16 protein-coding genes are annotated in these 18,838 nt (G+C 68.0%); 8 read left to right on the forward strand and 8 right to left on the reverse strand.

Going from position 1 to position 18,838, the window contains the following annotated elements; genetic code table 11:
• The first annotated feature begins 191 nt into the window (after window positions 1–191).
• The 8 genes from AC1DYS_RS24155 (at window position 192) to AC1DYS_RS24190 (ending at window position 9,377) form a co-directional block, all read left to right on the forward strand.
• The gene (locus tag AC1DYS_RS24155) at window positions 192–1,454 is read left to right on the forward strand and encodes a molybdopterin-binding domain-containing protein (RefSeq protein ID WP_477903892.1); all 1,263 of its coding nucleotides are present in this window, start codon (window positions 192–194) and stop codon (window positions 1,452–1,454) included.
• The gene (locus AC1DYS_RS24160) at window positions 1,454–3,136 is read left to right on the forward strand and encodes a formylmethanofuran dehydrogenase subunit A (RefSeq protein WP_477903894.1); all 1,683 of its coding nucleotides are present in this window, start codon (window positions 1,454–1,456) and stop codon (window positions 3,134–3,136) included. The genes AC1DYS_RS24155 and AC1DYS_RS24160 overlap by 1 nt, the downstream gene beginning before the upstream one ends.
• A gap of 103 nt (window positions 3,137–3,239) precedes the next feature.
• Window positions 3,240–4,154, forward strand: a complete 915-nt coding sequence (fhcD, locus tag AC1DYS_RS24165) for a formylmethanofuran--tetrahydromethanopterin N-formyltransferase (RefSeq protein WP_477903896.1) — start codon at window positions 3,240–3,242, stop codon at window positions 4,152–4,154.
• Window positions 4,151–4,963, forward strand: coding sequence for a formylmethanofuran dehydrogenase subunit C (locus AC1DYS_RS24170; RefSeq protein WP_477903898.1), 813 nt, complete (start codon window positions 4,151–4,153; stop codon window positions 4,961–4,963). The genes fhcD and AC1DYS_RS24170 overlap by 4 nt, the downstream gene beginning before the upstream one ends.
• Before the next feature lie 39 nt (window positions 4,964–5,002).
• A complete protein-coding gene (gene fae / locus AC1DYS_RS24175) occupies window positions 5,003–5,536 on the forward strand; it encodes a formaldehyde-activating enzyme (protein ID WP_477903900.1) in 534 nt (177 codons plus the stop codon).
• 7 nt (window positions 5,537–5,543) lie between these two features.
• Window positions 5,544–7,412 (forward strand): aminodeoxychorismate synthase component I, encoded by a 1,869-nt coding sequence (gene pabB, locus AC1DYS_RS24180; protein ID WP_477903902.1) that lies wholly within the window; start codon window positions 5,544–5,546, stop codon window positions 7,410–7,412.
• Between the two features lie 7 nt (window positions 7,413–7,419).
• A complete protein-coding gene (locus AC1DYS_RS24185; RefSeq protein ID WP_477903904.1) occupies window positions 7,420–8,091 on the forward strand; it encodes an HAD family hydrolase in 672 nt (223 codons plus the stop codon).
• Between the two features lie 161 nt (window positions 8,092–8,252).
• Window positions 8,253–9,377 carry a methyl-accepting chemotaxis protein gene (locus AC1DYS_RS24190; protein ID WP_477903906.1) on the forward strand — a complete coding sequence of 375 codons (1,125 nt, stop codon included), beginning with the start codon at window positions 8,253–8,255 and terminating at the stop codon, window positions 9,375–9,377.
• A gap of 212 nt (window positions 9,378–9,589) precedes the next feature.
• On the opposite strand, the gene AC1DYS_RS24195 is transcribed toward AC1DYS_RS24190, so the two are convergent.
• The 8 genes from AC1DYS_RS24195 to tkt form a co-directional block, all read right to left on the reverse strand.
• Complete coding sequence (locus AC1DYS_RS24195; RefSeq protein WP_477903908.1) at window positions 9,590–10,228, reverse strand: M48 family metalloprotease; 639 nt, start codon at window positions 10,226–10,228, stop codon at window positions 9,590–9,592.
• 173 nt (window positions 10,229–10,401) lie between these two features.
• Complete coding sequence (locus AC1DYS_RS24200; protein ID WP_047491782.1) at window positions 10,402–11,031, reverse strand: response regulator; 630 nt, start codon at window positions 11,029–11,031, stop codon at window positions 10,402–10,404.
• A complete protein-coding gene (locus AC1DYS_RS24205; protein ID WP_477903910.1) occupies window positions 11,028–12,398 on the reverse strand; it encodes a HAMP domain-containing protein in 1,371 nt (456 codons plus the stop codon). The genes AC1DYS_RS24200 and AC1DYS_RS24205 overlap by 4 nt, the downstream gene beginning before the upstream one ends.
• Complete coding sequence (locus AC1DYS_RS24210) at window positions 12,395–13,372, reverse strand: alpha/beta fold hydrolase (RefSeq protein WP_477903912.1); 978 nt, start codon at window positions 13,370–13,372, stop codon at window positions 12,395–12,397. Before AC1DYS_RS24210 ends, AC1DYS_RS24205 begins: the two co-directional genes overlap by 4 nt.
• 39 nt (window positions 13,373–13,411) lie before the next feature.
• Window positions 13,412–14,470 (reverse strand): class II fructose-bisphosphate aldolase, encoded by a 1,059-nt coding sequence (gene fba, locus AC1DYS_RS24215; protein ID WP_477903914.1) that lies wholly within the window; start codon window positions 14,468–14,470, stop codon window positions 13,412–13,414.
• 34 nt (window positions 14,471–14,504) lie between these two features.
• Window positions 14,505–15,686, reverse strand: a complete 1,182-nt coding sequence (locus AC1DYS_RS24220) for a phosphoglycerate kinase (RefSeq protein ID WP_477903916.1) — start codon at window positions 15,684–15,686, stop codon at window positions 14,505–14,507.
• Window positions 15,687–15,702: 16 nt separating this feature from the next.
• On the reverse strand, window positions 15,703–16,722 hold the full coding sequence (gene gap, locus AC1DYS_RS24225; RefSeq protein WP_477903918.1) for a type I glyceraldehyde-3-phosphate dehydrogenase: 1,020 nt from the start codon (window positions 16,720–16,722) through the stop codon (window positions 15,703–15,705).
• Between the two features lie 40 nt (window positions 16,723–16,762).
• Window positions 16,763–18,832, reverse strand: coding sequence for a transketolase (tkt, locus tag AC1DYS_RS24230; protein WP_477903920.1), 2,070 nt, complete (start codon window positions 18,830–18,832; stop codon window positions 16,763–16,765).
• Window positions 18,833–18,838: the final 6 nt, after the last annotated feature.

Raw genomic sequence — 18,838 nt, forward strand, 5'->3', positions numbered from 1 at the left:
AAGCACATGCGTTCATGACCCGGCGATGCATCACGTTTCGTGCCAGCCGATGCCGCGGCTCGCAGCAGCCGCAAGGCCTTCGAACCGCCAGAAACGCGACACAGTGTCTCGGTTCTGGCCGGCGCAGCGAGTGAAAAATCGCCGCTGCCCGGGCTTGTCTCGTGGCACATCGTTTGCGTGAAAGTGGGCACATGACCGAAACCTCCGTGATCCCGCGCGCTGGCGCCACGCGCTGGACCTGCCCGTTCTGCCTGCTGCTTTGCGACACCTCGACCGTGCAGGTCGATGCCTCGGGTGCCTTGACCCTGTCGGGCACCGGCTGCGCCTGTGCCAGCCGCGCGCTGGCGCGGTTCTCGGCCGAGCCCAGCACGGCCTCGCCGCAAGTGGATGGCAAAGACTGCACCCTCGACGAGGCCGTTGCCGCGGCCGCCAAGCTGCTCGCCGCCAGCCGCCAACCGCTGTTCGGCGGCCTGGGCACCGACGTGTCGGGCGCGCGTGCGCTGTACCGCCTGGCGTGCAAGACGGGCGCCATCTCCGATGCTGCCGAAGGCACGGCCCTGATGGCCACGCTGCGGGCCTCGCAAGACCGCGGTGCCTTCTTCACCACGCTGGCCGAAGTGCGAACGCGCGCCGACGTGATCGTCTGCGTGGGCGGCACGCCGGTCGAGCAGGCACCCAACTTCTTCGAGCGCTGCGGCGTGGGCGAGGCCCTGGTCGCCAAGCGGCATGTGGTGGTGATCGGCGCGAGCGCGGCCGACGATGCGGTGCTCGCGGGCCTGGCCACGCGTCCCGGTGTCACCGTCGAATCCATTCCCTTGCAAGGCGACTTGTTCGCGACGGTGGCCACGCTGTCGGCACTGGTGTCCGGGCGCGCGGTGCGTGAAGCGCCGGCTGCGCTGAAGGCGCTGGCCACGCGCTTGCAGCAGGCCCGCTACGCGGTGTTCGTCGGCGAGACGCGCAAGCTGCCGGCGCAAGGCGCCTTGATCGTCGAGAGCATGAACCGCACGGTCGGCACGCTCAACATGAGCACGCGCGCGGCGGCCATGTGGCTGGGTGGCGGCAACGGTGCAGGCACGGTGAACCAGGTGTTTGGGTGGATGTCGGGCCTGCCGCTGCGCTCGCGCGCGGGGCCGCTCGGCCTGGAACACGAACCGATGTGCTTCGATGCGCAGCGCCTGCTGGCTGACCAGGCGGTCGACAGCCTGCTGTGGGTGTCGAGCTTCGACCCCGACGTAGCGCTACCTGCGACGGCACTGCCGACCATCATGCTCGGCCATCCCGATCTGGCGAGAGCGCGGGCCTCGGTGTTCATCCCGGTGTCTACGCCGGGCATCGGCTCGCCGGGGCATCTGTTCCGCGCGGACGGCTCGGTGGTGCTGCCGCTGTACGCGGTGTATGAAGACACGCTGCCGACGCTGGCCAGCGTGGTCGACCGCATCTTGGAGAAGGTTTGATGAGCAGTTTGCGCTTACGCGGTGGGCGCGTGATCGACCCAACCAACGGAAGCAGTGCCGACGTGCGCGACGTCGGCGTGCGCGACGGCCGCATCGTCGCGCTGGCGCCGCAGGAGCCCGTCGACGAAGAGGTCGACGCGAGCGGCTGCGTCGTGATGGCCGGCGGCATCGACATGCACACGCACATCGGCGGCGGCAAGGTGAACCTGTCGCGCCTGTTGCTGCCCGAGATGCAGCGCAACGGCGCCAACCCGTACGCCTTGCCCGACAACCTGCTGGAGCTGGCCTCGTGCAACGGCTGCACGCCGGGCACGCTGGCCACCGGGTACCGCTATGTGGAGATGGGTTACACGGCGGCCTTTGAGCCGGCCATGATGCCGTCGAACGCGCGGCACACGCACATGGAGATGGGCGACATCCCCGTGCTCGACCACGGCGCCTACGTGATGCTCGGCAACGACGAGCTCTTCTTGCAGATGCTGGCGGAGAAGCAGGACTTCGAGCGCATCCGCGACTACATGGCCTGGACCATCCGCGCCAGCAAGGCCATGGGCGTGAAGGTGGTCAACCCGGCTGGCATCTCGGCCTTCAAGTTCAACCAGCGCAAGCTCGACGTCGACGAGAACCACGTGCACTGGCAGGTGACGCCGCGGCAGGTGGTGCACACGCTGGCGCGCGCGCTGCGCGAGCTCGGCGTGCCGCACCCGCTGCACATCCATGGCAGCAACCTGGGCGTGGCGGGCAACATTCAATCAACGCTCGACACCATTGACGCGCTCGAAGGCCTGCCGGCGCACCTGACGCATGTGCAGTTCCACGCCTACGGCACCGAGGGCGCGAAGAAGTTTTCGTCGGCTGCGCTGCAGCTGGCCGAGGCGGTTAATGCGAACCCGAACATCAGCATCGACGTCGGCCAGATCATGTTCGGCCAGACCGTCACCGCGTCGGGCGACAGCATGCGCCAGCACGCGCAGTCGGGCCTCGCGAGCCCGCGCAAGTGGGTCGGCGCCGACATCGAGTGCGATGCGGGCTGTGGTGTCGTGCCTTTCCGCTACCGCGAGCAGAGCTACGTCAACGCCTTGCAGTGGGCCATCGGGCTGGAGATCTTCTTGCTCGTGAAAGACCCATGGCGCGTGGCGCTGACCACCGACCACCCGAACGGCGGGCCGTTCACCAGCTACCCGCACTTGATCCGCCTGTTGATGGACAAGAGCTTCCGCAACGAGCAGCTCGCGAAGATCCACCCCAACGTGGCGGCGAATAGCGCGCTCGGCTCGATCACGCGCGAACTGAGCCTGCACGAGATTGCCATCATGACCCGCGCTGGCCCGGCCCGGCTGCTTGGGTTGCGAGACCGCGGCCACCTGGGCGTGGGCGCGGCGGCCGACATCGCGGTGTACCGCGAGAACGCCGACCGCGAAGCCATGTTCAGCACGCCCGAGCATGTCTACAAAGACGGCACGCTGGTCGCACGCGCCGGCCGCGTGATGGCTGTGCCGACGGGCGGCACCCATTTCGTCGAGCCGGAATACGACCGCGGCATCGAGACCTACCTGAGAAAACACATGGCATCTCATGGTTCGGTGAACTTCGACTCTGCGGCCATCAGCCACGATGAGCTGTGCAGTTGCTGCAATGGCGGCCGGCTGTTGCCTGCGGCTCTTTTTGAGGCGGCCACATGAAGCGAAGGGCGAGGGGCCCCCTTGGGGGATCGACCAGCGCAATGCGGTCAAGCCGCCGACGCCGCACGGGATCGAGTCGCTTCGTCGTTGCGGAGGTGGCCGCATGATCGAAAACGGCGTTGCGATTGACGACAGCTTTGCCGAAGCTTTTCCGATGAAGGCCACGCGCCTCATCATCACGGCGCACAACTTGACCTGGGCCTTGAACGCGGCGGTGTCGGCCACCGGCTTTGCCACCTCGGTGATCGCCTGCGGCTGCGAAGCCGGCATCGAGCGCGAGCTGAGCGGCGATGAAACACCCGACGGCCGGCCGGGCGTCAGCGTGCTGATCTTCTCCATGTCGGGCAAGGAGTTGGCGAAGCAGGTCGAGCGGCGTGTGGGCCAATGCGTGCTGACGTGCCCGACCACGGCCGTGTTCGCCGGCATCGCTGAAGGCGAGGCCATTGCACTCGGCAAGAACCTGCGCTTCTTCGGTGATGGCTGGCAGATCTCGAAGGTGATCAACGGCGTGCGCTACTGGCGCATCCCGGTGATGGACGGCGAGTTCGTCGCGCAGGAGACGACGGCGGTGGTGAAGTGCGTGGGCGGCGGCAACCTGCTGCTGCTGTGCCGCGACACCGATGCGGCGCTTGCAGTCTCCGAGGCGGCGGTCGCGGCAATGAAGGCCTTGCCCAACGTGATCATGCCGTTCCCGGGTGGCGTGGTGCGCTCCGGCTCCAAGGTGGGCAGCAAGTACGCCACGCTGAGTGCGTCGACCAACGATGCGTTTTGCCCCAGCCTGTATGGCCTCGCTGCCAAGAGCGAGATCACGCCCGAAACGCGCTGCGTGATGGAGATCGTGATCGACGGCCTCACCGAAGCCGATGTGGGCGCGGCCATGCTCGCCGGCATGCAGGCCGGCATTGCGCTCGGCTCAGCCGGCGGCTTGCTGCGCATCTCCGCCGGCAACTACGGCGGCAAGCTCGGGCCCTTCCACTTTCATTTGCGCAAGCTGCTCGCGGCGGGAGCATCCACATGAGCGGCTGGCGTTTGACACTGCGGCAGGCGCCTGCGTTGCGCGTGGACATGCGGGGCGTGCTGCCGGCCGCGCTTGCGGGGCTGTCGCCTGCACAGATCGAACAGGTGCGCGTGGGCCACGGCAATGCGCTGGTGCCGCTGGGCGAGTTCTTCACCGTCAAGGCAGACGACAAGGATGACGCGCTGGCGTTCGAAGGCGACCTGTCGCGCTTCGACCGCGTGGGCTGGCAGATGGCCAGCGGGCGCATCACCGTCAACGGGCCGGCCGGCCACTACGCCGGCGGCTGCATGAGCGGCGGTGAGTTGCAGGTGAAAGGCCATGCCGGCCTGCTCGCTGCCTGCGAAATGGCAGGCGGTCAGTTCACCGTCGAAGGCGATGCAGGCGATTTCGCAGCCAGCACCTTGCCCGGCAGCGTGGACGGCATGCGCGGCGGCACGCTCATCGTGAAAGGCAACGCCGGCGCACGCTTCGGCGACCGCATGCGGCGCGGCACGGCACTGGTGTTCGGCAACGTGGGCGACTTTGCCGCCTCGCGCATGGTGGCTGGCACCATCGGCATCGGCGGGCAGGTCGGTGCGCACGTGGGCTACGGCATGCGGCGCGGCAGCGTGGTGTTCACGGGGGCAGCGCCCGACATCGCGATGACTTTCGTGCCGGCGCTGGTCGAAGCGCGGGTGTTCTGGCAACTGCTGGCACGAGACCTCGCGCGCCATGGCGGGCCGTTCACGCAGCTGCCGGCGCGTGCCGTCGAGCGCCACCTGGGCGACTTGGCGTCAGACGGCCGGGGCGAGCTCATCGTGGCTCGGTAAGCTCACCCTTTTCCATTCAACTCTCCGAGACACTGAACCATGAGCAAGGACTATCTCTTCCACGCCGGCGAAGCCACCGTGTTCGCCCGCGAAGGCCAGTTCACCGACGCGATGCCCGAGATCCTGATCGGCCGCACCGACGGCCCGGTCGGCCAGGCCTTCGCGAACATGATGGCGCAGAGCAAGGGCCACACCGCGATGTTTGCCATCCGCGCCTGCAATCAGCTCGTGCGCCCGGCCACGATCATCGTGCCCAAGGTCACGCTGAAGGACTTCGCCAACATCGACCTCTACGGCGGCGTGGTGCAGAGCGCCACCGCCGATGCGGTGGTCGACTGCCTGATCGACGGCACGATCCCGAAAGACATCGCCAACGAGCTCTGCATCATCAGCCTGGTGTGGATCGACCCGCGCTGCGCGAAGGACCCGAACCTCGATAAGAAAGACATGTACCGCACGAACCACGAGGCGACGATGCTGGCGATCAAGCGTGCCTTGAACAATGAGCCGTCCGTCGATCAACTCATCGCGAACCGCCACAAGATCAAACACGACATGGACGACTGGAGCTGATCTCTCGATGAGCGATGTCTTTGCTTTGCTCGATGACTGCCACGCGACGCGTGGCGATCCGCTGAGCCGGCTTTACACCGGCTTCGAGCGTGAGCACCGCTGCGTCGACCCGTCGACGCTCGACGCGGTGTGGGCCTTGGTGGACGCAGACTTGCGGGCCGGCCTGCATGCGGTGCTGCTGGGCGACTACGAGTGGGGCGCCAAGCTGATGAAGGCGGGGCATGCGGCGCTGCAGCCGAACGATGCGTCGTCGCTGCGGGTGCTGATGTTCCGCGACCTCGCGCGGTTGTCGAGCGACGAGGTGGCCGAGTGGTTGGCATCGCGCGGCGGCGAGGGCGCCTCCGGCGTGATGAACCTGCTGCCCAGTGTCGACCGGCCGGGCTTCACGCGGGCGATCGACCGCATCCACGAGGCCATTCGCGCGGGCGAGACCTACCAGGTCAACTACACCTATCGATTGCATGGCGACGCCTATGGTTCGCCGGTGGATCTGTACCGGCGCCTGCGTGCGAGACAGCCGGTGGCCTATGGCGCGTTGATCGCCTTGCCCGCCGAAGGCGAAGGCGTGGGCACCACGCACGTGCTGTCACGCTCGCCCGAACTCTTTCTGCGCAACGACGGCGGCTTGCTGACGGCGCGGCCGATGAAAGGCACCGCACCGCGCATCGATGCTCCCGAGAGCGACAGCGAAACCGCGCGCCTGCTCTCGCTCGACATCAAGAACCGCGCCGAGAACTTGATGATCGTCGACCTGCTGCGCAACGATCTCGGCCGCATCGCGCAGACGGGCTCGGTGAAGGTGCCGGCGCTGTTCTCGATCGAGCCCTACGCCACGCTGTTCCAGATGACATCGACCGTCAACGCGCAGGTGAAGCCCGAGCTGGGCTTTGCCGACGTGCTGCGTGCGGTGTTCCCGTGCGGCTCGATCACCGGCGCGCCCAAGCACCACACGATGGAGCTGATCGCGGGCTTGGAGACGACGCCGCGCGGGCTGTATTGCGGCGCCATCGGCTGGGTCGATGCGCCGCAGGGCGATGACACCAACGAGGCACGCATCGGCGACTTCTGCCTGAGCGTGGCCATCCGCACGCTCACGCTGGGCGCCGAAGAGCGCGGGCTGCGGCCAGCGCGCCTGGGTGTCGGCGCCGGCATCGTGCTCGACAGCCGCGCCGACGACGAATTCGAAGAGTGTTTGCTGAAAGCGCGTTTCCTCACCGGGCTCGACCCCGGCTTCCAGCTCTTCGAGACGCTGTGGGCACGGCGCGGCGAAGCGCGCCACCTCGACCAGCACCTGGCCCGGCTGGAGCGCAGTGCACGGGCACTCGGTTTCGCTTTCGACGGCGAGCAGGTGCGCGCCGCGGTGGATGCCACCATCGCCGAGCTGCCGGCCAAGGCACCGTCGCGCCTGCGCGTGGCGCTCGCACATGACGGTCAGATTGCCATCACCCATGCGCCGCTGGCGCCGCTGCCGGCAGGCCCGGTCGGCGTGCTGATTGCATCGCAGCCACTGCCCGAGTGCAACCCCCTCGCAGCCCACAAGACCACGCTGCGCCAGCACTACGACGCCGGCGTTCAAGCGGCCGAGCGGGCCGGTGCGTTCGACAGCCTCTTCTTCACCGCCGATGGCCGCCTGGTCGAAGGAGGCCGGAGCTCGGTGTTCCTGCAGATCGACGGCCGCTGGTGCACGCCGCCGCTCGGCGATGGCGCCTTGCCGGGCGTGATGCGCGCGCGGCTGCTGGCCGACCCGGGGTGGGCCACCGTCGAGCGCAGTCTCGGCATGGCGGATCTGCGCCGCGCACAGGCGATCGTGGTGTGCAATTCCCTGCGCGGCGTGTTGCCCGCGCACCTGCTGTCCCACGAGTTGGCCTCCGCGTGACGCACCCATGAACCTCGCGCTGTTCGACCTGGATCACACCCTGATCTCCTTCGACAGCGGCATGGCCTGGACGCGCTTCCTGGTGGCACGCGGCGTCTTGCCGCCCGAGGCGCCGGAGACCTACCTCGGGTATTGCCACCAGTACGTGGCCGGCACGCTGGACATCCACGACATGCACCGTGTCACCGTGGCGCCGCTGTCGGTGTACCCCCGACAGCAGATCGACGCCTGGGGCCGCGAGTTCGAAGCCGCGATGGCGCCGCAGGTGCCGCGCAGCATGCACGAGCTGGTGGCGCGGCACCGATCTGCGGGCGACCTGTGCGCCATCGTCACCGCGACGACGCGCTTCATTGCCGAACCCTTTTCGCGCCTCTTCGGCATCACGCAGCTGGTGTCGACGGAAGCCGAGCAGAAGGGGGGCTTCCTGACCGGCGAGATCGCCGGCGAGCCTTGTTACCGGGAACACAAGGTGACCCGCGTGCTCGACTGGCTCGCCAAACAGACGCCGCCATGGCCCGAGGGCCTGCGGTCCTTCGAACAATCGTGGTTCTACTCCGATTCGAGGAGTGACCTTCCGCTCTTGCAAGCCGTGTCGCACCCTGTGGCGGTGAGCCCGGATGCGAGCTTGCGTGAACATGCCGTGCAAGCCGCTTGGCCCGTGATTGAAAGGGAGATTTGAGGGCCGTTTCTCCGTTTTTCTCAGTACACGGATTTGGAGGAGTCGGCTTATCCTCCCTGGCTACAGACCGAACGCTGGCCTCACCCCGTGGGGTCCGAACTCGGCAGTAAGGAGACAAGTTCATGGAATGGATTCGGCAAGTCAGTCTGGTCAGGCGAGTCATGATCGGCTTCGTCCTGATGGGCGTGATCGTGCTCTCGATGGGCGCTGCGGCCTCATGGTTCGTGCAGGGCTTGGCGGCCGACGCCCAGTCGACCGATGCAGCGCTGCGCGCCTCACTGACCGAGCGCGCTGACGCGGCCGCGTGGTGGTTCGGCCTGTGCGCGGCAGTCGGGTGCGCGCTGGCCTTGCTCGCCGGGTGGCTGATCCGCGGCAGCATCAAGGAGTCTGTCGAATCGACCGTGCAGTGCGTGGTCCGCATTGCCGGCGGTGATCTCGAGACCAAGATCACGTCCAACGGCAAGGACGAGATCTCCTGGCTGCGTGCCGAGCTGAACTCGATGCGCAAGAAGCTGCGCACCATGGTGCTCGACGTGCGGCAGACGGTGGAGAGCGTGAACACCGCCTCCGACGAGATCGCCAGCGGCAACACCGACCTGTCGAACCGCACCGAGCAGCAGGCAAGCGCGCTGCAGCAGACGGCGAGCTCGATGTCGCAGCTGGCCGCCACGGTGCAGAGCAATTCAGAAAGCACGCGCGAGGCCCACAGCGTGGTCACCGTGTCGAGCGAGATCGCGGCGCGCGGCGCACAGACCATGCAGGACGTGATCGTGCGCATGGACGAGATCAACACCAGCGCCGGCAAGATCGGCGAGATCATCGGCGTGATCGACAGCATCGCCTACCAGACCAACATCCTCGCGCTGAATGCAGCGGTCGAGGCGGCACGTGCCGGCGAGCAGGGCCGGGGCTTTGCCGTAGTGGCCGAAGAGGTGCGCAGCCTGGCGCAGCGCAGCTCCACAGCCGCGCGCGAGATCAAGACGCTGATCGGCGACTCGACGGAGAAGGTCAACGCCGGCTCGAAGCTCGTCACCGACGCCGGCCGCACGATGCGTGAGATCGTCGACAGCGTGAGCCAGGTGGCGAGCCTGATCAAAGGCATTGCCGAAGCGGGCGAATCGCAGAGCAGCGGCATCGGCCAGGTGCACCAGTCCATCTCGCAGCTCGACACGATGACGCAGCAGAACGCTGCGTTGGTGGAAGAGCTGGCGGCGGCGGCTCAGTCGCTCAAGGGCCAGTCGGGCCGGCTCACCGAGGCGATGAGTTCGTTCCGCGTGGTGGCCTGAGGCTTAGGCAACGCTGAACAAGTCCCTCGCGGACGGCGCATCCTCGCTTGGGGCGGTCTGCGGCGTTGCAAATGCTCGCGATACCTGCGGGTATCGCTGCGCTTTGCGCCTTGCAGCCCATCCCAAACCGAGGCGCGCCGCCTCGCAGGGACTCATTCAGCGTCGCCTTAGGGACTGCTGCTGACAGACTTCAGGAAGTCCGCTCAGCCTACTCAAGGCGCCGCGGTCGGCTTGGCCTCTGCCGCGCGCAACGAGGCCAAGCGCTTCTGCGTGCCGGGGTGGGTGGCCGTGTCCTTGCGCGGGCCGAGGTGCACGAAGACGGAGAACACGTCTTGCCGCGAGACGCCCATCCCCTCCAGAGTGCGTGACGCGAAGGCATCGGCCTCGTACTCCTGCTGGTAAGCCAGCTGCGAGGCCTCGCGCCCCAGCAGCGCCGAGACCGCGTCGGTCTGCTGCGGGGTGACCATGCCGGGCACCCATTTCTGGTACATCACGCCCATTTGCGACCAGTGCGCCAGCGCGACGTGACCCAATTCGTGCGCCAGCACGAACAGGCGATCTTCTTCGGGCCAGTCGCCCATGGCTTCGTTAGCGACCACCACCCGACCGTGCAGGGTCTCGGCCAGGGTGCTGCCGCGGATCACTCGCAGCTCGACGCTGCCTTCCAGCCCGAGGGTGCGCACGAGCATGTCGAAGCTGTCGCGCACTTTCTGGGCGCGCTCGCTGGCGACCGGTGCGGCGGGCAGGCCGTCCAGGCGCACTTGTTGTGAGCGTTCCAGCACCTCGACGATGTCTTCGCCGCGGGCAACGCCCGCCACCAGTGCGACTCCGATGAACCACCACCACCGCATGTCAAAACTCCCGCACCGGGCCCGAACCGCAGGCCCTTATGGGCTATTACGGCGCAATAAGCGGGCCCGATCCAAGGGTTTACCTTAGGGGGTTACCTCGAATCGGGGGGCGCCGTGCGGTCTTGCACGGGCAAATGCGGTTCCCGGCGGCGCCAGGCCTGATCCACGCCGTATCAGGCCTGGATCAATCCCCAGTGCAGCGCCACCAGCGTCAGCTCGGACTGGTTGCTGGCGCCGAGCTTCTGCTTCACGTGGTACAGGTGGGTGCCCACCGTGCTGGGCGACAGGTTCAGGTTGGCGGCAATCTGCGCCACGCTGAGGCCTTTAGCGAGCTGCAGGAAGACCGAGAACTCGCGTTCGCTGAGCGTCTCGGCGGGGTTGGCATCGCCCTTCACCTGGGCCAGCGCCAGCACTTGAGCCGTTTGCGCGTCCACATACGGGCGGGACGCCGCAACGGAGGTGACGGCCGCGATGAGCGCATCGGGAGCGCTGCGCTTGTTGAGGTAACCCAGCGCGCCGGCCTGCATCACCCGCCGTGGATGCGCCGTGTCTTCGTGGGCCGACAGCGCCAGCACGCGGGCCTTCGGGTCTTGCGCCAGCAGGCGGCGCACAGCCTCGAGCCCGCCCATGCCGGGCATGGACAGGTCCATCACGACCACGTCGGGCTTGACTTTCGGGTAGTCGATGCAAGCCTGTTCGCCGGTGTCGGCCTCGGCCACCACCTCGATCTGGGCATCGGCCAGCAGCATGCGGAAACCCATGCGCACCAGCGCGTGGTCGTCGACGAGCATCACTCGGATCATTCGGTCATCGCCTCGGTTCGTGGAGCGGGCAGGGGAAGCAGAACGGTCAGTTTCACGCCGCGGGGCTGGGCCGGCACCAGCTCGAAGTTGCCGCCCAGGCCCTGCACGCGTTCGGCGAGCCAGCGCACGCCATGGTGGCCTTTCTTGTCGGCCCAGTCTCCGTTGAGACCCACGCCGTCGTCGATCAGTTCGAGTTCGATGCTGCCGTTGCGGGGGCTCAGGCGCACGGCCACGTGCTGCGCCCGGCCGTGGCGCAACGCGTTGGTGATGCCCTCTTGCGCAGCCCGGTACAGCGCCAGCGCGGCTTCGCTGCCGAGCTGTGCATCGGCCATGTCGGCGTGCAGGTCGATCTGCACGCCGGGGTGGCTGCGGCGCGTGCGCTCGACCAGGTCGGCCAGGGCCTCGGCGAGGCCGAAGTTGTCGAGCACCAGCGGCGTGAGGCGGGGGATGATGCCGTGCATCGCGTCGTACAGGCGCGAAGATTCTTCGGCGATGAGGCGTGCCGCCTGCTCGGCCTGCGGGTCGAGCGTGCGCATGCGCTGCGCGATGGAGAGCGCCATGCTGCGCATCGCCGTGACCGACTGGCCCAGTTCGTCGTGCAGCTCGCGCGCGATCAGGTGGCGCTCCTGTTCGATCTGGTGGTCGACCCAACGGGTGAGCTCCCGGCTTTCCGACAGCTGCAGCTCCGCGCGCACGGCGCGGCGTTCGGTTTCGATGTGGTTTTGCAGCATGCCCACCATGCGGTTGAAGGCCTTGCCGATGGTGCCGGCCTCCGCCCCGGGCAAGGGCGGCAGGGTGACGTCGAAGCGGCCGCCTTCCAGCTGGTTGAGGGCGCGCACGATCTGTCCGAAGGGCCGCAGGGTGCGCCCCACCAGCCAGTACACCAGCCCGTTGAGAACCACCAGCATGACTATCGCGCCGAGCACCAGCGTGATGGCTTCATCCCACGCATCGAGCACCGCGCGCGAGGCGTTGGCCTGCACGGTGAGCTTGCCGTCGGGCAGGTCGAGCGACTGCACGGCCAGCGGCGGGGCGACCAACGCGTCGAACCAGTCGGGCGCATCGCGGCCCGATTTGTACGGTGATACCGGCGAGCTGTAGAGCACCTCGCCCTGCTTGTCGACCAGCGTGATGTCGTTGGAGCGCACGCGCCCCATGCTCTGCAGGAAACCCAGCACCGCCGGCGTGCCTTGCGCTGCGTAGCGCCACACGGTGCGGTTGAGAAACTGCGCCGCCACGCGGTTGGCTGCGACCACTTCTTCGTTCACCGACTCGCGCATGCTGCGCAGCTGCAGGGCCAGCATCGCGAACAGGAACAGCAGCGTCAGGAGACCGACGATGATGTGGATCTTCAGCCGCAGTGTCATGACGCAACAGCCTCGAAGTTGCCATCCGCCGCGTAGGAATCCAGCGCCTCGACCGTGGCCTGCACCATGGCCGGATGGGTCGGGTCGTGACCAGCGCCTTCGATGATTTGCAGCCGGCTGTGCGGCAAACGCGAGTGCACCGCGAGCGAGGCCTCGGGGCGGCAGATGCGGTCGTCGGCGCCGTGCAGCAACAGGGTCGGCACCTTGGGCACGAATGCGCAGCGATCGAGCAGCGGCGGTGCATCAAGCCAGCAGCGGTGCAGCAGGTAGTGGCTTTGCACGCGGTAGCGGTCGACCAGCGCTTCGAGCGCTGCGCCTGAGGGCGGTTGCTGCGTCACCGTGCCGGTGGCCTGCGTGCTCTCCCAGCGCCACCAGGCGATTGCGACGTGGCGGGCCGTGTCGTCGTCGCGGTTCAGCTCGCGCGCCAGGAAGGGCAGCAGTGCATGCCGCTGATCCGCCGGTGCAATGGAAGCGAACTGCGCCCACGCCCCGGCATGCGCGCCATCCGCCGGTTGGAAGAACCGTGTGATGTCTTCATCACGCGCAAGAAACGTGGCGCGCAGCTGCAGCCCGGCCACCGCACGGGGGTGCGCGGCTGCATAGGCGATGGCGAGCGCAGCACCCCACGACCCACCGACCACCAGCCAGCGCTCAATACCCAACGCCTCGCGCACCGTCTCCAGATCCGCAATCAGATGGTCGGTTGTGTTGTCGACCGTGCTGCCTCGCGGCCGGCTCTTGCCGGCACCGCGCTGGTCAGGGCAAACGATGCGGTAGCGGGCCGGGTCGAAGAAGCGGCGCAGCAGCGGCGAGCTGCCGGAGCCGGGGCCGCCATGCAGCACCAGTGCGGCAATGCCATCGGCGCGGCCGGCTTCTTCCACATGCAGCACATGGCCGCTCGTCACCGGCAGCTCATGCACCCGATACGGTGCAAGCTCGGGGTAGAACGTGCGCGATGAAGAAGCGGTGTGCATGGCCACGGGCATGGTAGCCCGCAGCGCAGCTTTCAGACTTCAGTGCTTTCCTTGCGCCGTCTTTGCATAGGCTTGCGCCGCGGCGTCCAGCGGCATCGGCTTGATGCGCGACGCCATGCCCGCGCAGCCGAAGGCCTCGAAGCGCTCGATGCACACATCGCGCGCAGCGACCGTGGCGTCCTTGAAGAACTTGCGCGGGTCGAACTCGCCGCGGTCGCGGTTCATCGCGCGCCGCATCGCACCCGTCATTGCGAGGCGGATGTCGGTGTCGATGTTGACCTTGCGCACGCCGTGGCGAATGCCTTCCTGGATCTCTTCGACCGGCACGCCGTAGGTCTCCTTGATGTCGCCGCCGTGCTCGCGGATGATCGCCAGCCACTCCTGCGGCACCGACGACGATCCGTGCATCACGAGGTGCGTGTTCGGGATGCGCGCATGGATGGCCTTGATGCGGTCGATCGCGAGGATGTCACCGGTCGGCTTGCGGCTGAACTTGTAGGCACCGTGGCTGGTGCCGATGGCGATCGCCAGCGCATCGACGCCGGTCTGTGCGACGAAGTCGGCCGCCTGCTCGGGGTCGGTCAGCATCTGGTCGTGCGTGAGCTGGCCAGCCGCGCCGACGCCGTCTTCCTCGCCCGCGGTGCCCGACTCCAGCGAGCCCAGGCAGCCGAGTTCGCCCTCGACCGACACGCCCACCGCATGCGCCATCTCGGTGACGCGGCGCGTCACGCCGATGTTGTAGTCGTAGCTCGACGGCGTCTTGGCGTCTTCCATCAGCGAGCCATCCATCATCACGCTGGTGAAGCCCGAGCGGATCGACTGCATGCACACCGACGGGCTCGCGCCGTGGTCCTGGTGCATCACGATCGGGATGTCGGGGTACATCTCGGCGGCGGCCTCGACCATCTTGCGCAGGAAGGGCTCGCCGGCGTATTTGCGCGCGCCGGCCGAGGCCTGCAGGATCACCGGGCTGTCGGTCTTCTCGGCGGCCTGCATGATGGCCTGGATCTGCTCCAGGTTGTTCACGTTGAAGGCCGGCACGCCGTAGCGCTGCTCGGCAGCGTGGTCCAGCAGTTGTCGCAGGGAAATCATGGCCATGGTGGGCTCCGGTCGGTTTTGAAAAAGGGGTCCGTCAGTGCACGCGGTCTTCGAGCGCACGCACGGCGGGCAGGGTCTTGCCTTCCAGGAATTCGAGGAAGGCACCGCCCGCGGTCGACACGTAGTCGATGCGGTCGGCCACGCCGAACTGGTTGACGGCGGCCACGGTGTCACCGCCGCCGGCGATCGAAAACGCCTTCGACTCGGCAATGGCCGTGGCCAGCATGCGCGTGCCGTGGGAGAACTTCTCGATCTCGAACACGCCCAGCGGTCCGTTCCAGACGATGGTCTTGCACCGCGCCAGCTCGTCCACCAGCTGGCGCATGGACTGCGGGCCGAAGTCGAGGATCAGGTCGGCACCGCCCACCTCCGACACGGTCTTGATGGCCGGCACCGCGGCGTCCGAGACCTCGTGCGCCACCACCACGTCGCTCGGCAAAAAGAGCCGCCCGCCACGCGCTTGCAGCGTGGCCATCACCTCGCGCGCCGCGTCCACCAGCCCCGGCTCACAGAGCGACTTGCCCACGGGTTGGCCGGCCGCGAGCAGAAAGGTGTTGGCCATGCCGCCACCCACCACCAGCAACTCCACCTGCTGCGCCAGCGCGTTCAGGATGGCCAGCTTGGTCGACACCTTGGAGCCGCCGACGATGGCCGCCATCGGCCGCTCGGGCTGGGCCATCGCGCGGCCCAGCGCCTGCAGCTCCGACGCCATCAGCGGGCCGGCGCAGGCTTCGTTCGCCAGGCGGGCCAGCGCTTCGGTGGTGGCCTCGGCGCGGTGGGCGGTGCCGAAGGCGTCGTTCACGTAGACATCGCACAGCGCGGCCATGCGGCGTGCGAGCGCCGGCGCGTTGGCCTTCTCGCCGACGTGAGCGCGGCAGTTCTCCAGCATCACCACCTCGCCGGGGCGCACGTCGAACGGGCGGTCGAGCCAGTCGGTGACCAGCGGCACCGCCGTGCCCAGCAACTGGCTCAGGCGCTGAGCCACCGGCTTGAGCGAGTCCCGCGGTTCCAGCGAGCCTTCGGTCGGCCGGCCGAGGTGCGAGGTCACCATCACGCGGCCGCCTTGCTGCGTGGCCTGGCGGATGCCATCGAGGCTGGCGCGGATGCGGGTGTCGTCGCTGATGCGGCCGGCTGCGTCGAGCGGCACGTTCAGGTCACAGCGGATGAACACGCGCTGGCCGCGCAGGTTGATCTGATCGAGGGTCTTGAAAGCCATCTCGTGCCCCGGTGCGTCAGGCGCGCGCCATGGCCAGGGCCGTGTCGATCATGCGGTTGGAGAAGCCCCACTCGTTGTCGTACCAGGCGCAGACCTTCACCAGCCGGCCCGAGACCTTGGTGCAGGTGGCGTCGAACACGCTTGAGCGCGGGTCGTGGTTGAAGTCGACCGACACGAGCGGCTCGTCGGTGTAGCCCAGCAGGCCGGCCAGCGGGCCTGCCGCGCTGGCCTCGCGCATCAACGCATTGACCTCGTCGACGCTGGTCTCGCGATTCGCGGTGAACACCAGGTCGACCAGCGAGACATTGATCGTCGGCACGCGCACCGCGAAGCCGTCGAGCCGGCCCGCGAGTTCCGGCAGTACCAGGCCCACTGCGGCGGCGGCGCCGGTCTTGGTCGGGATCATCGACTGCGTGGCCGAGCGGGCGCGGCGCAGGTCTTCGTGATAGACGTCGGTCAGCACCTGGTCGTTGGTGTAGCTGTGGATGGTGGTCATCAAGCCGTTGTCGATGCCCACGCCGTCGTTCAGCACCTTGGCTACCGGTGCCAGGCAGTTGGTGGTGCACGAGGCGTTCGACACCACCGTGTGCTCGGCCCGCAGCACGCCATGGTTCACGCCGTAGACCACGGTCGCGTCGACATCGGCACCGCCCGGTGCGCTGATCAGCACCTTCTTCGCACCGGCGGCGATGTGCGCGCTGGCCTTGGCCTTGGTGGTGAAGAGGCCGGTGCACTCCATCACGATGTCGATGCCCAACGTCTTCCACGGCAGCTCGGACGGGCTGCGGATGGAACTCACCTGGATGCGCTTGCCGTCGACCACCAGCTCGTTGCCCTCGTGCGAGACAGGGAAGCCGAAGGGGCCGTGCGTGGTGTCGTGGCGTGTGAGGTGGGCGTTGACTCGCGCGTCGCCGAGGTCGTTGATGGCCACGATCTCGATGTCGGACGACGCTCGCAGGCGTTGCGATTCGAACAGGGCGCGCAAGACATTGCGGCCGATCCGGCCGTAGCCGTTGATGGCGATTCGGGTGCTCAAGAGAAAGCCTCGCAGATGGTGGATGGTTGAAGAGGAGAGATCAGTTGGACGACAGCACGAAGCGCTTGTCGGCAGCAACGGCGTCATCGGGCGGCGCCTTGCTCACCAGCGCGCGGGCACGTGCGGCCACGGCCTCGGCGGTGATGCCGAAGAGCTTGAACAGGTCACCCGCGGGAGCCGACTCGCCGAAGCGGTCGATGCCCACCACGTCGCCGTACTCGCCGACGAACTTCCACCACAGGCCGGTGCTGCCGGCCTCGATGGCCAGGCGCGGCAGATGGCGCGGCACAACCTCGCGGCGATAGCTCTCGTCCTGCCGCTCGAACACGTCCATGCAAGGCACCGACACCACGCGTGCGGCGATGCCTTCGTAGGCGAGCAGGCGCGCGGCGGCGAGTGCGACGCCGAGTTCGGAGCCGCTGGCCAGCAAGGCAACCGCCTCATGCTCAGGGCGGCGCAGCACGTAGGCGCCACGGGCGACGGCCTCGACGCGAGCGCGCCCATCACCGGCATGCGGCAGCGCCTGGCGCGAGAGCAGCAGGCAGCTCGGCCCATCGGCGCGGCGCAATGACTGGCGCCATGCCACGGCGGTTTCGGTGGCATCGCCCGGCCGCCATACGTCCACATTCGGAATCAGGCGCAGGCTCGACGCGTGTTCCACCGGCTGGTGCGTCGGCCCGTCTTCGCCGAGGCCGATCGAGTCGTGCGTGAACACGTAGACCACCGGCAGCTTCATCAGCGCCGACATGCGCACGCCATTGCGTGCGTAGTCCGAGAACGCGAGGAAGGTGCCGGCAAACGGGCGGAAGCCACCATGCAACGCGACGCCGTTCATGATGGCCGCCATGCCGAACTCGCGCACGCCGTAGTGCACGTGGTTGCCGGTGGCGCTGCCCTTCAGCGGCCGGTGGCCCTTCCAGTCGGTGAGATTGGAGCCGGTGAGGTCGGCGGAGCCGCCGAGCAGCTCGGGCATCGCGGGGCCGATGTCTTGCAGCACGTCTTGCGAAGCCTTGCGCGTGGCAATGGCAGCGCGCGTGCTTTCGGCCGTGGCGCAGGCGGTAGCGAGTGCGTCTTCGGCCTGCACGGTGAGCGGGCCGCCGCGGCGCTGGCGGCGCTGCAACTCGCGCGCGAGTTCGGGGTAGGCCAGCGTGTAGGCATCCCAGCGCGCCTGCCACGCAGCGTGCAATGCGGCGCCGCGCTCGAGTGCCGACCAGGCCTGTTCGATGTCGGCCGGCACCTCGAAGGGCGCGGCCGTCCAGTTCAGCGCCGCGCGTGTCAGTGCGATCTCGTCGGCACCGAGCGCTTCACCGTGGGCCTTGGCCGTGCCGGCGCGGTTGGGCGAGCCGTGGCCGATGGTCGTCTTGCAGCACACCAGCACCGGCTTGTCGGACGACGCGTGGGCTGCCTCCATCGCGCGGTCGAGCGCGTCAACGTCGTGGCCATCGACATTGCGCAGCACCGTCCAGCCGTAGGCCTCGAAGCGCGCGGGTGTGTCGTCGGTGAACCAGCCGCGAACGTCGCCGTCGATCGAGATGCCGTTGTCGTCGTAGAAGGCGACGAGCTTGTTGAGCTTCCAGGTGCCGGCCAGCGAGCACACCTCGTGGCTGATGCCTTCCATCAGGCAGCCGTCTCCAAGGAAGACGTAGGTGCGGTGGTCGACCACCGTGTGGCCGGGGCGGTTGAACTCGTCGGCCAGCAGCTTCTCGGCCAGCGCCATGCCCACCGCGTTGGAGATGCCCTGGCCGAGCGGGCCGGTGGTCGTCTCGACACCCGGCGTCACGTCGACCTCGGGGTGGCCGGGCGTGCGCGAGTGCAGCTGGCGAAAGCGCTTCAGGTCGTCGATCGGCAGGTCGTAGCCGCTCAGGTGCAGCAGCGCATACAGCAGCATCGAGCCGTGGCCGTTCGAGACGACGAAGCGGTCGCGGTCGGGCCACTGCGGGTCCGCAGGGTCGTGGCGCAGGTGATGGCGCCACAGCGTCTCGGCGATGTCGGCCATGCCCATCGGCATGCCGGGGTGGCCGGAGTTTGCGGCCTGCACCGCATCGACGGCGAGCATGCGCAGGGCGTTGGCGCACTGGGTGCGGGTCGCGTGAAGTTGATTCGTCTTCATGGCGGC

This window comes from Rhizobacter sp. P2_G4, assembly GCF_056403575.1.